Annotated in this window: 11 protein-coding genes; 5 read left to right on the forward strand and 6 right to left on the reverse strand. The window is 68.0% G+C overall.

Going from position 1 to position 13,979, the window contains the following annotated elements; genetic code table 11:
• Positions 1-288 precede the first annotated feature (288 nt).
• The 5 genes from CXG43_RS08555 to CXG43_RS08575 all read right to left on the reverse strand — a co-directional run bounded on the left by CXG43_RS08555 (position 289) and on the right by CXG43_RS08575 (position 7,338).
• A complete protein-coding gene (locus tag CXG43_RS08555) occupies positions 289-1,482 on the reverse strand; it encodes an HlyD family secretion protein (RefSeq protein ID WP_101099591.1) in 1,194 nt (397 codons plus the stop codon).
• Positions 1,483-1,490: 8 nt separating this feature from the next.
• Complete coding sequence (locus CXG43_RS08560) at positions 1,491-3,173, reverse strand: MFS transporter (protein ID WP_101099650.1); 1,683 nt, start codon at positions 3,171-3,173, stop codon at positions 1,491-1,493.
• Positions 3,170-3,736: a TetR/AcrR family transcriptional regulator gene (locus CXG43_RS08565; RefSeq protein ID WP_101099592.1), complete on the reverse strand. Its 567-nt coding sequence runs from the start codon at positions 3,734-3,736 to the stop codon at positions 3,170-3,172. Before CXG43_RS08565 ends, CXG43_RS08560 begins: the two co-directional genes overlap by 4 nt.
• A 104-nt stretch (positions 3,737-3,840) precedes the next feature.
• Positions 3,841-5,061 (reverse strand): MFS transporter, encoded by a 1,221-nt coding sequence (locus CXG43_RS08570; protein ID WP_101099593.1) that lies wholly within the window; start codon positions 5,059-5,061, stop codon positions 3,841-3,843.
• 93 nt (positions 5,062-5,154) lie between these two features.
• The gene (locus tag CXG43_RS08575; protein WP_101099594.1) at positions 5,155-7,338 is read right to left on the reverse strand and encodes a TonB-dependent receptor; all 2,184 of its coding nucleotides are present in this window, start codon (positions 7,336-7,338) and stop codon (positions 5,155-5,157) included.
• A gap of 151 nt (positions 7,339-7,489) precedes the next feature.
• On the opposite strand from CXG43_RS08575, the gene CXG43_RS08580 reads away from it, so the two are divergent.
• Positions 7,490-7,903, forward strand: coding sequence for a MerC domain-containing protein (locus CXG43_RS08580; protein WP_101099595.1), 414 nt, complete (start codon positions 7,490-7,492; stop codon positions 7,901-7,903).
• A gap of 111 nt (positions 7,904-8,014) precedes the next feature.
• Positions 8,015-8,197 carry a 30S ribosomal protein THX gene (locus CXG43_RS08585; protein WP_042615275.1) on the forward strand — a complete coding sequence of 61 codons (183 nt, stop codon included), beginning with the start codon at positions 8,015-8,017 and terminating at the stop codon, positions 8,195-8,197.
• Positions 8,198-8,437: 240 nt separating this feature from the next.
• On the opposite strand, the gene CXG43_RS08590 is transcribed toward CXG43_RS08585, so the two are convergent.
• Positions 8,438-10,501 carry a 3-hydroxyacyl-CoA dehydrogenase NAD-binding domain-containing protein gene (locus CXG43_RS08590; RefSeq protein WP_101099596.1) on the reverse strand — a complete coding sequence of 688 codons (2,064 nt, stop codon included), beginning with the start codon at positions 10,499-10,501 and terminating at the stop codon, positions 8,438-8,440.
• Positions 10,502-10,737: 236 nt separating this feature from the next.
• Between CXG43_RS08590 and rpoE the strand changes: the two genes are divergently transcribed.
• The 3 genes from rpoE (at position 10,738) to CXG43_RS08605 (ending at position 13,849) form a co-directional block, all read left to right on the forward strand.
• On the forward strand, positions 10,738-11,358 hold the full coding sequence (gene rpoE, locus CXG43_RS08595) for an RNA polymerase sigma factor RpoE (RefSeq protein WP_101099597.1): 621 nt from the start codon (positions 10,738-10,740) through the stop codon (positions 11,356-11,358).
• Positions 11,355-12,203, forward strand: coding sequence for a sigma-E factor negative regulatory protein (locus CXG43_RS08600; RefSeq protein ID WP_101099598.1), 849 nt, complete (start codon positions 11,355-11,357; stop codon positions 12,201-12,203). Before rpoE ends, CXG43_RS08600 begins: the two co-directional genes overlap by 4 nt.
• Positions 12,204-12,289: 86 nt before the next feature.
• A complete protein-coding gene (locus CXG43_RS08605; protein ID WP_101099599.1) occupies positions 12,290-13,849 on the forward strand; it encodes a DegQ family serine endoprotease in 1,560 nt (519 codons plus the stop codon).
• Positions 13,850-13,979 lie beyond the last annotated feature (130 nt).

Consider the following 13,979-nt stretch of genomic DNA (forward strand, 5'->3'; position numbering starts at 1 on the left):
GGGCCGGCGGATGGGCGGCGGAGGTGGGGGGAGTGGGGTCTGGTGGACGCCGCCGACCATGGGGCGGCGCTACCGCTTTTTTTTTTCTTCATTGCGCGGGTGGCGGCGCCCGGAACCTGTCAGGGGGTCGGGCGGTGGGGCTGGGCGGGGGCGTTGAGCGCCATGGATGGCGCGAAACGAGGCCCGCAGGAGCGGCTTTTGCCGTCCCCCGCACAGCCCCACCGCCCGGCCCAGACCAAGACTGTTGCTTTAAAGCCACCCGCGAGGGGGTCCCACCCGCTCGACCACTCACCGCCCGCGTGGCGCGGAAGCAGGCTCAACCGAAGTATCCACCTTGGCCACCACCGACATACCCGGCCGCAGCCGCGCCGCCAGCGGTTGATCGGCATCGATCGCAATCCGCACCGGCAAGCGCTGCACCACCTTGGTGAAGTTGCCGCTGGCATTGTCCGGCCGCAGCACGCTGAACTCCGAACCGGTGGCCGGTGCGATCTCCTCCACGCGGCCTCGCAGGACCTCACCCTGGAACGCGTCCACCGCGAAGGTGGCCGGCTGGCCGATGCGCATCTGCCAGGTCTGGCCTTCCTTGAAGTTGGCCACCACCCATAGCGCATCGGGCACCAGGAACAACAACTGCGAACCGGCCGTGACGTACTGCCCGACCCGCGCGCTCGCTTCGCTGACCTGGCCATCGCGCGGGGCGTGCACCGTGGTGTTGGCCAGGTCGATCCGCGCCAGTTCCAGTGCCGCCTGCGCGCTTTCGACCTGTGCCTCCAGCCCCTTGCGGGCGACCTGGGTGGATACCAGGGTTTCTTCGGCAATCTGGATCTGCGCCTGCGACTGCTGCACGCCGGCCTGCGCGGAGGCCTGGCTGGTGCGGAACTTGTCGCGGTCGTTCAGCGCCACCAGACGTTGTTCGGCCAGCTGCTCATAGCGCGCCAGTTCGGCCCGCGAGCGCTGCAGTTCAGACTGCCCGGCCGCCAGCGTAGCCTTGGCCGAAGCGATCTGCGCGCGGTTCTGCGCCTGCGACTGGTCCGAATTCGCCAGCGCCGCCTTCGCGCTGTCCAAGGCCGCTTCGGCCTGCGCGACGCGCTGGCGGTAGATGCGGTCGTCGATGCGCAGCAGGACATCGCCCTGTCTGACGTGCTGGAAATCCTTCACCAGGACGTCGGTGACGTAGCCATTGACCTGCGGCGCCAGCACGGTGACCTGCCCGCGGACGTAGGCGTTGTCGGTGCTGGCGATGGCGCTGGTGAACGGCCACAGCTGCCAGCCGCGCAGGATCAACGCGATGCCCACCAGCGCCAGCAGCACCATGATCACCACCGCCCGGTTGCTGGGCTTGAGGTACTTCGGCGCGCCCGTAGGCGTGGCCGGGGTGGCGGCCGGCGGCGGCGGGGCAGGCGCCGGTGCGGCATCGGTGGGAGGCGCCGGATTTACGTTTTCCGGGGCGTCGTCATCGCGGGGTGGTTGCTGGGACATGGAGTTACTCAACGCGGTGCGGCAGCCGCATCGGGCGCCGCGGGGGAGGAAGGGGAGGGGCGGCGCCTGCGCCATTGCTTCATCGCGGCGATCCACAGCTGCAATGAGAGCAGCCAGCCCAGGAAGCCCAGCGCCAGCCAGCCGCTGAGCGTGAACACATCATTGAAGCCACGCACGTTGGCTTCGCGGCGCGCAATCTGCGCCAGCTGCGCGGTGCCCTGCGCGCTGCGCTGCACCGGGTCGGTGATCTGCGCGCTGTAGAGCTGCTGCTGCAGGCGCAGCCGCTGCGCGACCACCGGATCGGCCGGGTCCAGCTGGCTGACCAGCGCGGTGGAATACAGCTGCTCGCGATGCAGCTGCACCGTCCCGAGCACCGCCGAACCCGCCAGCCCCCCCAGCGTCTGGGTGATCGACAGGGTGACCAGGAAGGTGATCATGTGGTCCACGCCCTGCTTCAGCACGGCGGTGATGCCGAGCATGATCAGCGGGCCCATGAACATGCCCGAGCCGACCGAAGCCAGGAACTGGCTGACGAAGAAATCATGCGGACGGTCCAGGCTGGTGCGGTGCTGGTCGAGCAGGGCGGCGCTGCCCAGCAGCAGGATTGCCATCAGCACCTGCGGGATCAGCCGCTTCGGACCGAAGGTCAGCGAACTGGCAGCGATGCCGGTGACCACCCCGGCCAGGATCACCGCGAACAGCGGCCGCATCTGGTCCGGCCCCATCCCGAGCGTACGCATCAGCCCGACCACGCCATAGGACTGTTCGGTAGTGAGAAAGCGCAGCAGGAACGCGCCGACGATGAAGTGCAGCACCGGCAGGCTGGCCAGCCAGCGCACCTGCAGCAGCGGGTTGCGCCGGTAGTGTTCAACCACGAAGGCCGCCGTGGCCAGCGTGATCGAGGCAACCAGCGCCCAGCCCAGCCACGGGGTGTCGGTCCACCAGCGCACGTAACCCTGCGCCAGCACCACCACCAGCAGGCCGACGGCGGGTGCCAGCAGCGCAAAGGTAAGGAAGTCCATCGGTTCGAAGGCCTTGATCTGCACGCCCGGCGGGAGCTTCAGCAGCACCACGGCAGCGAAGGCGCACAGTGCCAGTCCGGCTTCGAAGAAGTACAGCAGATGCCATTGGCCGGTACCCACCAGGCTGGGGGAGACCACCCAGGCCAGCGGCACCGCCAGCTGTGACAGCCCCACGCCGATCACCAGCAGGTTGCCGGTATAGCGGCGTGGCAACGACTGCAGCATGTACAGCGTGCCCAGCGTCGAGCACGCCGCGCCGGCGAAACCGCTGGCCGCGCGCAGCAGCACGGTGGTTTCGAAGCTGCCGACGGCCAGGTGCAGCAGGGCCAGCGCGGCGTACAGCCCGAGGCCGATTTCGGCGAACAGGCGGATGCCATATTGCTGGCGGAACTTGAAGGCAAGCAGGTTCGCCGTCACGTTGACCATCACGTAGGAGGCGACCAGCCAGGTGCCCTGCACGGGGCTCAGGCCCAACTGGCCCTGCAGGAAGGGCAGGTTGGCGGTGACCAGCGCAGTGCCGAGGCCACCGGTGATGGCCACCAGCACCGACACCAGCGCATAGGCGGCACGCCGGTGCGGCGGATGCCACGGCATCGACGCCGAGCCCGGGAGGGTGGGCTTCTCGTGTTCCTCCCAGTCCGGGATGGGCTTGAGGTACTGCGACATCAGGCCTCCGTTGCACCGGTTCCCTGCAGGCCCGCGCGCAGCAGCTGCAGCGCACGGCCTGCCAGCGCGCTGCGCTCTTCGCGGTTCTTGCCGCGCAGGGCCGCACCCAGCATGCCCAAGATCAGTGAAATATCCGTGGAGGTCAGGTCCGGCCGGCACAATCCGGCGGCGATGGCGCGCTGGATCGGTGCCTCCATCAGGCTACGCACGCGTTCGCGCGCACCGCGCACGGTCGGGTCGTCCGGATGCACCGCGCGCCAGTAATCGGCCAGCGCGGGTGAATCGATGATGCGGCGGGCCATGCCGTCCAGCAGCTCGAACAGCGCATCGTCGCGCCCGCCCAGTTCGGCGACCTGGCGTGCGATACGGTCGACGGTCCGCTGCAGCAGCGCTTCGATCAGTGCGCCGCGATCCGGGAAGTTGCGGTACAGCGTCGCCCGTCCGACCTGTGCGCGTTCCACCACCAGGTCCAGCGGGGCGGTCACCCCATGGTTGCCGAACACGTGGTCGGCGGCATCGAGGATGAGGGCGCGGCGGGCGGCCGCGTCGGCACGCAGGGAAGTCATGGGTCATTTTCGGACAAATATGTCCGTTTATCCAGTGCGGATCGCGACGGCGTTGGCGGCGTTTCAGGGCGCAGTCCGCTACGTGATGGTCGAGTGAGCGGGACTCAGACAGCGCTTGCGGTCGCCATCCGCGGCGCCTGCTCGCGTATCGGCAGGTGCGCCACCGCGGCGATCAGCGCCAGCGCGATGTCCAGGTACCACATGATCATGTAGTTACCGGTATTGGCCAGCACCAGCCCGCCCAGCCACGCGCCGAAGAAGCCACCGATCTGATGCGACAGCAGGGTCAGCCCGAACAGGGTGCCCAGGTAGCGCGGCCCGAACAGCTTGCCGACCAGGCCGGCGGTAGGCGGCACGGTGGCCAGCCAGGTGAAGCCCAGCGCAGCGGCGAACACATAGAAGGTCAATGCGGTGGGCGGGGCAACGAGGTAAAGCCCGATCATCAACGCGCGGCTGGCATACAGCGCCACCAACAACAGCTTCATCCGGTAGCGCTGGCCCAGGTAGCCCATCAGCAGGCTGCCTGCCACGTTGAACAGGCCGATCAGCGCGATGGATGTGGATGAAACGGTGGGCGACAGACCGCACAGTGCGATCTCACCCGGGAGATGGGTGACCAGGAAGGCGATATACAGCCCGCAGGTAAAGAAGCCCAGGTGCAGGTACCAGTAGCTCGGCTCACGCAGGGCCAGCCGGAACTGCGCACGCAGCCCGCCATCGGCCGCCGCCGTGGCATGCGCATGGTCGCCGGCACGGCGGCGCAACGGCCAGGCCATCGGCAGGGTCAGCAGGGAAACCACGGCCATCAGCAGCATCGCCCGTCCCCAGCCTGCAACGGTGATGACCACCTGCAGGATTGGTGCGAATACGAACTGGCCGAGCGAGCCTCCGGCATTGATCAGGCCGGCTGCGAACGAACGGCGCTCGGCCGGCAGCCGATGCGCGGTGGCACCGATCAGCACGGAGAAACTGCCGGCACCCGCACCGGCCGCCATCATCAGGCCCAGGCTGAGGCCCAGCCCCCATCCGCCCGGAAGCATAGGCGCGAGGGCCAGTCCTGCGGCCAGCACGATGCCACCGCCGATCAGCACCGGCAGCGGCCCGCGCTGGTCGGCCAGCGCACCGAACACGGGCTGCACCGCACCCCAGACCAGTTGGCCGATGGCCAGCGCGAAACTGATGTCGACGATGCTGACGCCGGTATCGCGGTGGATGGGATCGACGAACAGGCCCGTGGTCTGGCGTGCCGCCATGGTGATCATCAGGATGCCCGAGGCCGCCAGCAGGAGGCCCCAGGGGAGACGCGCGGTGGAGTCGGTGGTCATGGCCGGCACTATAGGCCGTGATCAGCCAGTGCGGTGACGACCGACGGTCGTCACCCACCGACAGCGCAAGCAGACGGCCAGCGGCTCAGCCGGTCAGAAGTACGCGCGGATGCCGAAGGCCACGCCGCGTCCCGGCAGCGGCGCGTAATCGCGCAGCAGCGAGGTGTGCGGACGCACTTCGCGGTTGGTCAGGTTGCTGCCGTCCACGAACACTTCGTAGCTGTTGCTGTCGCTGCGGTCCCAGCGATACGCGAAGTGTGCATCCACCAGCGTGTAGCCGTTGGTCGGTTCTTCGTTCTGCGCGGTGTCCTTCTGGCTGCTGTAACGCACCGCACCGAGCGATGCGCGCCAGCCGTCCTTGGCCCAGCGCAGGTCGGCGCCCACGCGTGCCGGCGAAATGCGCGGCAGGTAGCCCCCGTTGGCCAGGTCCACGGTGTAGTTGTGGTTGTGGTCGCCATGCGGCACGGCGATGTCCACGCTGCGGCTGCCACTGCCATCCAGTTCGGCCTTGACGTAGTCACCGAACACGCGCAGGTCCCAGTCACCGGCATTGCCTTCGAACAGATGCACCAGCGCCTCCGCTTCGGCGCCCTTGAAGGTGGCGTCCTGCTGCGCCCACAAGCGCACCGGCAGGTCTTCCACCACGCCGGTGTCGGCCAGGTAGATGAAGTCCTTGAACTTGGTCTGGTACACCGAAGCGGAGAAGTCCAGGCGATCACTGTGCGTGTGGATGCCCAGTTCGATGCGCTGGCCGCGCTCGGTCTTCAGCTGCGCATCGCCCAGTTCGATCGAACGCGTGGCGATGTGCGCACCGGCGGCGTACAGCTCTTCATTGGTCGGTGCGCGCTCGGAACTGTCCACGCCGAAGCGCAGGTCCACGGCATCGTTCAACGTCCAGATGCCGGCGGCAGACAGGTTGGTGGCATCGAACCTGCGGCGCTGGTAGTCGGCGGTCGGCTCCAGCTTGACCTGGTCATGGCGCGCGCCCAGCTCCAGCTTGAACGGGCCGAACTGCTTTTCCTGCAGCACGAACACGCCGAGGTTCTCGGTCGTGGTATCGGGCACGAAGGCTTCTTCGCCCTTGGCGCCGAAATCGCTGTTGCCGAACTGCAGGCCGAAGGCACCGTTCCAGCCGGCGATCTCGTTCTGCACCGCTTCCAGCCGGCCTTCGATGCCCTGGTTGGTGAAGCGGGTTGCCGGCGTGCCGGCTTCCAGTTCGGTGTGCTCGTAGTCGGTGTAACCGGCGCGCAGGGTGACGTTCTTCAGGAACGAGGTCGGGTTGTAGATGCCGCCTTTGAAGTCGAAGCGGTTCTGCACCATGTCGATGCGCACGTCGTGCTCCTCGCCTTCTTCTTCCTCTGCGCCATGGTCGTGGCCATGGTCGTGGTCATCGCCTTCGGCATGCACGTGCGCGCCGTTGGGGATGCCGTAGTTGGTGCGGTAGGTACCGGCGGACAGGCCGAAGAAGCCGCCATCGCCGAGCCAGGTGGCACCGACCCCACCGGCGCGGGTGCGGATGGAACTGTTGTCCAGGGTGCCGCGGCGCGGTTCATCGGCGTCGCCGTCATCGTGTGCATGGTCGTGTTCTTCGAGCGCATCGACCACCGCGTAGCCGGGGATGCGGTAGTCATCGCCGTTGCGCACCAGGCCGTCCACGTGCAGCACCCAGTTGCCGTTGACGCCGTCCAGCCGGAACATGCCGCTGCGTTCGTCGTTGACGCTGTTGCCGCGGACCTCGGCGCGGCCGCTCAGCGGGCGCTCCGGCACTTCGCTGGCGATGCGCCCATCGACCACGTTGACCGCCCCGCCGATCGCGCCACTGCCGAACAGCAGGGTGGCCGGGCCCTTCAGGACTTCGATCTGGTCGGCCAGGAACGGTTCGATGCTGGTGGCGTGGTCGGCACTGACGGTGGAGGCATCCATGTTGCCAACGCCGTTGGACAGCACGGCCACGCGCGGGCCTTCCTGTCCGCGGATGATCGGCCGGCCCACGCCGGGACCAAAATAGGAACTCTGCACGCCGGGCAGCTTGGCCACGGTGTCGCCCAGGGTGCCGGCCTTGGCTTCGTCCAGGCGTTCGCCGGCGAGCACCTCGACCGGCCGCGCCAGCGATTCGGCATCGCCCTGCAGCGGCGAGGCGGTGACCTTCACTTCGGACAGTTCGGTCAGGTGTCGGCCGGCCGGGGCGTCGGCGGCCATCGCCATTGCGGGCAGCAGGGCAGCAGCGAGGGCCAGGGCGAGAGTGTGCGGGCGGGGCCGGGTACGCAGAGCAGTCATGGGGCTTCCAATGAATTGTTATAACGTATCAACAAGGGCGCACGAATCCCATGGCGGACAACGGGAGAGAGTCGCTGGGCGAAACAGGCCGTGCGGGTACAGGAGGGATGTTATATTATTCCATAACGCTTCGCCGACCCTGCTGGAAGTCATGCCCCTGATCCCACGCCTCCGCCATCTGATTGATCGCTTCGGTGCCACCGGTTCGCTGCTGTGCGCAGTGCACTGCGCGGTGATCCCCGTGGCCTTGGCCGCTGCACCCTCGCTGGGCCTGTCGGTGTGGCTGGGCGATGGCGTGGAGCAGGCGTTGGTGGTGTTCGTGACCCTGCTGGGGTTGTTCAGCCTGGTCTGGGGTTATCGGCGGCATGGTGCGCTGCGTGCGCTGGGCTTCCTGATTCCCGGCCTGGTCGCTTTGTGGGCGGGCGTGCTGTACGACCCGCTGCACCACGATCCGGTTCCGCATGCGGTGGTGATGACCCTCGGCGGGCTGCTGGTGGGCGTGGCCCACCTGGTCAACCTGCGCCTCAACCACGGCCACGTACACGACGCCAGCTGCGCGCATTGAGGCCGTCGTGGTAGGCTTTCCGATCGTGCGCGGGGGCGTCCAGCAAGACGGCCCCGCCAAACCCGTGTCAGCACGGGGTAATCAGAATCAACATAGCCAGGAGTTCAAGACATGGGTAAGGGTGACCGCAAGACCGCCAAGGGCAAGCGCTACAACGCCAGCTACGGCAACGCCCGTTCGCACACCGTGAGCAAGGCCGCCGTCGGCGCCGCCGCTCCGGTCGCCAAGAAGACCGTGGCCAAGGCCCCGGCAAAGAAGGCCGTTGCCAAGAAGGCCGTCGCCAAGGCCAGCTGATCCGCTGACCGGCAGAACACGAAAAAACGCGGCGCCCAGCGCCGCGTTTTTTTTATGCCTTTTCCCTTCCCGCCGGTGCCGCGCCGACTCACTTTCAGCGGGCGGCGCGAGGTGCTGGCCGGGACCGTGAGCCGCATGGATGCGGCGATCGAGCCTACAAGGACGTACTTGCGGCGTGTCCTGGGCAGTGCCTCGCGCTGCCCGCCGCGATGCATAAGCGGAAAACACGCCGCAACACGGTCACACCACTGCTTCGCGCAGCACTGGATTATCCCAGCCCGGCCGCGGCGAGAACCGATCCCCATGCCGCTGCTGCAGCACCTTCAGCCGCTCCACCAGCGCATCGGCACCGGTCGCCCGGATGTACTGCACCGGACCCCCACGGAACGGCGCGAACCCGGTCCCGAAGATCACGCCCGCATCCAGCAGGTCTGCATCGGCCACCACGCCGTCGTGCAGGCACGCCACGGCTTCGTTGAGCAGTGGCAGGATCAGCCGGTCTTCCAGATCACCCGGCGCCTGGTAGCCCTTGGGTACTTCCGGCTTCTTCGCACGGCCGTTTTCCCAGGCGTAGATGCCCTGGCCGTCCTTCTTGCCGCGCTTGCCCTGTTCGACGGTCTGCAGCGCCGCCGGAATCTGCAGGCCGAGGAACGGAGCGAGCTCTTCGCCCACGCCGGCCGCTACGTCCAGTCCAACCGTATCCAGCAGTTCGATCGGCCCCATCGGCATGCCGAATTTGACCGCAGCCTTGTCGATCACCGGGCCCGGGATGCCTTCTGCATAGGCGGTCGCCGCCTCCAGCATGTACGGGAACAGCACCCGGTTGACCAGGAAGCCGGGCGTGCCGGCGACCGGCACCGGGAACTTGCCCAGCGCCTTGCAGAAGGCGGCCAGGCGGCGCTCGGTCTCCGGCGCCATGCCGTCGTGGTGGATGATTTCCACCAGCGGCATCTGCGCGACCGGGTTGAAGTAATGCAGGCCGGCGAACTGCGCCGGTCGCTGGATGTGGTCACGCAGTTCGACCAGCGGGATCGAGGAGGTGTTGGTGGTCAGCAGCGCATCGGCCTTCATGTTCGGCTCCAGCGTCTGGTACAGGTCACGCTTGGCCTGCGGATTCTCGATGATCGCCTCGATCACCAGGTCCGCCTGCGCAGCGCCCGCGCCGGCCAGGTCGGCCTGCAGGCGCGCGGCCACCGCCGGCCGCTTGCTTTCATCGCGCACCTTCTTCTCGAACAGGGTCTGCGCGCGCTGCATGGCCGGGTCGAGGAAACGCTGCTCGCGGTCCTGCAGGGTCACGTTGAAGCCTTTGTAAGCCGACCACGCGGCAATATCGCCGCCCATCACGCCAGCGCCGACCACGTGTACGTGATGGATGCCGTGGTCGCCACTGCCGAGCGCCTTCAAGCGTTCGGTCAGGAAGAAGATGCGGATCAGGTTGCGCGCGGTGGGCGTGCTGGCCAGCTTCACCACCGCGCGGCGTTCGGCATCCAGGCGCGCCTGCACCGGCTTGCCGCCACTGCGTTCCCAGGTGCTGATCAGCGCGTAGGGGGCGGGGTAGTGCTCCTTGCGGGCCTTGCGCGCGACCTGCTTGGCCATCTGCGGGGCCAGCAGTTTGCGCGCCGGCCAGGTATTGGTCGCCCAGGCGGTAGCGCGCTGCTTGAACGGGCGGACGGTGCCTTTCAGCGCCAGCGCCACGGCCGTGTCCAGCAGCAGCGCCGGGGCCACCACCTTGTCCACCAGGCCGATATTGCGCGCCGCCGACCCCGACAGCGTGCGACCGGTCAGCATCATGTCCATCGCCGCCGGGGCGCCGACCAGCTGCGGCAGGCGGGCACTGCCGCCCCAGCCCGGGAAGATGCCCAGCTGGGTTTCGGGCAGGCCGATACGGGTGCTGCTGTCATTGGAGGCGACACGGTAGCGGCAGGCGAGTGCCAGTTCGGTACCGCCGCCCAGGCAGTGCCCATGGATCGCCGCTACGGTCGGGCAGGGCAGTTCGGCCAGCTTCTGGTAGGTCACCTGGCCGCGGCGGATGGCGTCATTGACGGTGCCGCGGCGGTCGAACTCCTGGAACTCCTTCAAGTCCGCGCCAGCGATGAAGCCCGCCTGCTTGGCCGACTGGATCACCACGCCCTTGGGTGGATCGATGGCGATGCGCTCGATCAGGTCGCCCAGTTCCAGCAGGACATCCTGGGACATCGCATTGACGTTGGCGTCCTGGCGGTCGAGATTGAGCACCACGACACCGTCGTCGCGGATCTCCGGGTGCCAGTGCGCGAGGCGAAGCCCATCGAAGCCTGAGAGCATGGACGTTCCATCCGGTTGTGTATGGAGAAGGCGGCTATGATCCAGAGGTTGTTTCCCTTCCGTCAAATCCCAATAGCTGGGGGTAGCGATGGCGGAGGCTCATAGCATGGACCGCTACGTTAACGGAACGTTGGTTAAAAGCTGGTGCGGTGCCCGGTCAGATGGCGCTGAACTTTTCCCGGGATTGGCAGTCTCATTGCCTGACGTCGGTTGGGCTGACAGGAGTTCGGTCCCCAATGGCCGAGGTTGAAACACCACAGGAGCTGGACCTGGAACTGGTCCGGCGCGTGCAGCGCGGCGAAAGCGCGGCATTCGATGTCCTGGTGCGCAAGCACCAGCATCGGGTCGTGTCGCTCGTCGGACGCTACATCGCCGACTGGAGTGAGTGCCAGGACGTTGCCCAGGACACGTTCATCCGCGCCTACCGCGCGATCAGCAGTTTCCGCGGCGACGCCCAATTTTCAACCTGGTTGCACAGGATTGCCGTGAATACCGCCAAGAACCACCTTGCTGCAAGCAATCGTCGCCCGCCGACCGATGACATCGAAATCGGCGATGCCGAACAGTTCGATTCGGGAACGCGCCTTCGCGATACCGATACGCCGGAACGCCAGCTGATGCGCCAGGAGCTGGAAACCACGGTGATGAAGGCCGTCGCCTCGCTGCCGGAGGAACTGCGCCTGGCCATTTCCCTGCGCGAGGTGGAAGGCCTGAGTTACGAGGAAATCGCGCAGAAGATGGGGTGCCCGATCGGCACCGTGCGCTCGCGGATCTTCCGTGCCCGCGAGGCGATCGACACTGAACTCCGGCCGCTGCTGGACACCGGCAGCGCCACCCGTGAGAAGAGCCGCCCATGAGCAAGTACGACCAACCCGAAGACAAGATCGACCTGCATAACCGCCAGCAGTTGTCTGCGCTGGTCGATGGTGAACTGGCCTCCGACGAGGCCCGTTTCCTGCTGCGCCGCCTGCAGCATGATCCCGAGCTGCAGGCCTGCCAGGAGCGCTGGGCGCTGCTGGGCGATGTGATGCGCGGCAAGGCCGTGGCGCCGGCGCCGCTGGATTTCGCCGCGCGCGTTTCGGCGGCGGTGGCGCAGGAACCCGTTCCCCGGGCCGAGCCGCGGCGCGAGCTGCGCACCGGCTGGCGTCGCTGGAGCGGCGGTGCCGCGCTGGCCGCCTCGGTGGCCGCGGTGGCCTTCTTCATGGGGCGCCAATCGCTGGATGAGGGCGCACCGCCGGCAGACCTGCCGGTGCAGGTGATCGCCAGCCAGGCCGAGCTTGCACTGCCGGCGTCCGCGCCGGTGCAGGAGCCTGCTGCATCGCCGTCCGGCGCAGCGCTGGTGGCCAGTGTCCCGGCGGCCGCGGTGGCCGCTGCGGCGCGTCGCCAGGACGCCAGCGTCCGCCGCGCCAGTGCCACGCGCAGTCAGCAGATGGCCCGCGTCGCGCAGCGTGATGACGAGCCGCAGCGTGCGCTCGCCGCAGCCCAGCCGGTGCTGTCGACCCCGCTGTCCACGGCCGCCCGGCACGAGCTGACGTTCGGCAACGTGGGGGCGCTGCAGGCCAGGCCATGGCCGCGTTCCAGCGTGGGTCCGGCGGCCGGCGCTGCGCTGAATGCCAGTTTCCCCGGTAACACGCCGGGCACCTTCTATCCCTTTGAACCGCGGCTGCAGGACGCGCCGCCGGTCCAGGGCCCGCGCGACTGACCGCGCGTGGCCTGCGCCTGCCCGCTGGATGGCGGGCAACGCTTCCCCTTTCTGCTGTCCGATGACCTGCCGGAGGTTGTATTCCGATGATCCCGCTTAGCCGTTCGTTCCGTACCCAGGCCCTGGGCCTGCTGGCGATGACCCTGCCGCTGGCCGCCTGCGCGCAGTCACCTTCGCCGGCCCCGCAGGCCGCTACGGCGCAGTCCGCGGCCGCCGCGCCGCGTGCGCCGGCCCAGCCGCTGGTATCGGGCCTGCCGGACTTCACCAACCTGGTCGACCAGGTCGGGCCGGGCGTGGTCAACATTGAAACCACCATCGTGCGCGGCGGCAACCGCCAGGCACGCGGCGGCGGGATGGGGCCGGGCCAGGATGAAATCCCGGAAATCTTACGCCGCTTCTTTGGTCCGGAATTCGGCATGCCCGGTCCAGGCGGCCCCGGCGGCGATCCGGATGGCGGCCCCAGCATCAAGGGCCGCGGCATGGGCTCGGGCTTCATCATTTCCGCCGACGGCTACGTGCTGACCAACCACCACGTGGTGGCCGATGCGTCCGAAGTGAAGGTGAAACTGGGTGACAACCGCGAGTTCATCGCCAAGGTGGTGGGCAGCGACCAGCAATACGACGTAGCCCTTCTGAAGATCGAAGGCAGCAGCCTGCCGACCGTGCGCGTCGGCGATTCGCGTACCTTGAAGCCGGGTCAGTGGGTGGTCGCGATCGGCTCGCCGTTCGGGCTGGACCATTCGGTCACCGCCGGCGTGGTCAGCGCCACCGGCCGCAGCACCGGCGGCGCCGACCAGCGCTATGTTCCGTTCATCCAGACCGACGTGGCGATCAACCAAGGCAACTCGGGTGGCCCGCTGTTGAACACCCGTGGCGAAGTGGTCGGCATCAATTCGCAGATTTTCTCAGCTTCGGGCGGCTATATGGGCATCAGCTTTGCGATCCCGATCGACCTGGCAATGGGCGCAGTCGAGCAGATCAAGAAGACCGGCCGGGTCAGTCGTGGCCAGCTCGGCGCGGTGGTGCAGCAGATCGATTCGCTGAACGCCCAGGCGCTGGGCTTGAAGGACAGCCGCGGCGCACTGGTGAATGAGATTGTCGCGGGCAGTGCGGCGGCCAAGGCCGGGGTGCAGGTCGGTGACGTGATCCGCTCGGTGAACGGCAGCCCGGTGAACTCCTTCAGTGACCTGCCGCCGTTGATCGGCGCCCTGCCGCCGGGCAGCAAAGTGAGCATCGGCCTGGTCCGCGATGGCAAGGAGCGTGAGCTCAGCGCCACCCTGACCGAACTGGCCGAAGACGCGCAGGCGGCGGCAAACCGTCCGGCCGCGGCCAACGACGACGCGGCGCCGCAGACCGGTGCCAACGCGCTGCTGGGCCTGGAAGTGGCCGACCTGACCGCCCCGCAGCGCAAGCAGCTCGGGCTGGAAGCGGGCGAGGGCGTGCGGGTGACCCGCGTCAACGGCCAGGCCGCCCGCGACGCACGGCTGTCGCCGGGGATGGTGATCCTGCAGGTCGGCCGTACGGCAGTGGGCAGCGTGGAGGCCCTGAACCGGGCACTGACCGGTTACAAGAAGGGTGATGTGGTGATGCTGCTGGTCCGCAGCGGCGGCAACAGCGCCTTCGTGGCCGTGAAGACCGGCAGCTGACCGGGAAAGGTGGCGCCGGGCCATGCCCGGCGAGCGCAGCGGCGTGACGACCAACGGTCGTCACCCACCGAGGCGGGAAGCTGACGGCCAGCGGCCGTCAGGACCCACCGGCGGCGGCCGTCCCGTGCGA

The sequence above is a fragment of the Stenotrophomonas sp. Bg11-02 genome (assembly GCF_002836635.1).
Lineage (GTDB): Bacteria > Pseudomonadota > Gammaproteobacteria > Xanthomonadales > Xanthomonadaceae > Stenotrophomonas > Stenotrophomonas lacuserhaii.

What these genes read in the sequence shown, in the direction of transcription:
- CXG43_RS08565 (WP_101099592.1), bottom strand. Translation starts at nt 3,736, where the DNA reads ATGACTTCCCTGCGTGCCGACGCGGCCGCCCGCCGCGCCCTCATCCTC.
- CXG43_RS08575 (WP_101099594.1), bottom strand. Translation starts at nt 7,338, where the DNA reads ATGACTGCTCTGCGTACCCGGCCCCGCCCGCACACTCTCGCCCTGGCC.
- rpoE (WP_101099597.1), top strand. Translation starts at nt 10,738, where the DNA reads ATGGCCGAGGTTGAAACACCACAGGAGCTGGACCTGGAACTGGTCCGG.
- CXG43_RS08585 (WP_042615275.1), top strand. Translation starts at nt 8,015, where the DNA reads ATGGGTAAGGGTGACCGCAAGACCGCCAAGGGCAAGCGCTACAACGCC.
- CXG43_RS08600 (WP_101099598.1), top strand. Translation starts at nt 11,355, where the DNA reads ATGAGCAAGTACGACCAACCCGAAGACAAGATCGACCTGCATAACCGC.
- CXG43_RS08590 (WP_101099596.1), bottom strand. Translation starts at nt 10,501, where the DNA reads ATGCTCTCAGGCTTCGATGGGCTTCGCCTCGCGCACTGGCACCCGGAG.
- CXG43_RS08555 (WP_101099591.1), bottom strand. Translation starts at nt 1,482, where the DNA reads ATGTCCCAGCAACCACCCCGCGATGACGACGCCCCGGAAAACGTAAAT.
- CXG43_RS08605 (WP_101099599.1), top strand. Translation starts at nt 12,290, where the DNA reads ATGATCCCGCTTAGCCGTTCGTTCCGTACCCAGGCCCTGGGCCTGCTG.
- CXG43_RS08570 (WP_101099593.1), bottom strand. Translation starts at nt 5,061, where the DNA reads ATGACCACCGACTCCACCGCGCGTCTCCCCTGGGGCCTCCTGCTGGCG.
- CXG43_RS08580 (WP_101099595.1), top strand. Translation starts at nt 7,490, where the DNA reads ATGCCCCTGATCCCACGCCTCCGCCATCTGATTGATCGCTTCGGTGCC.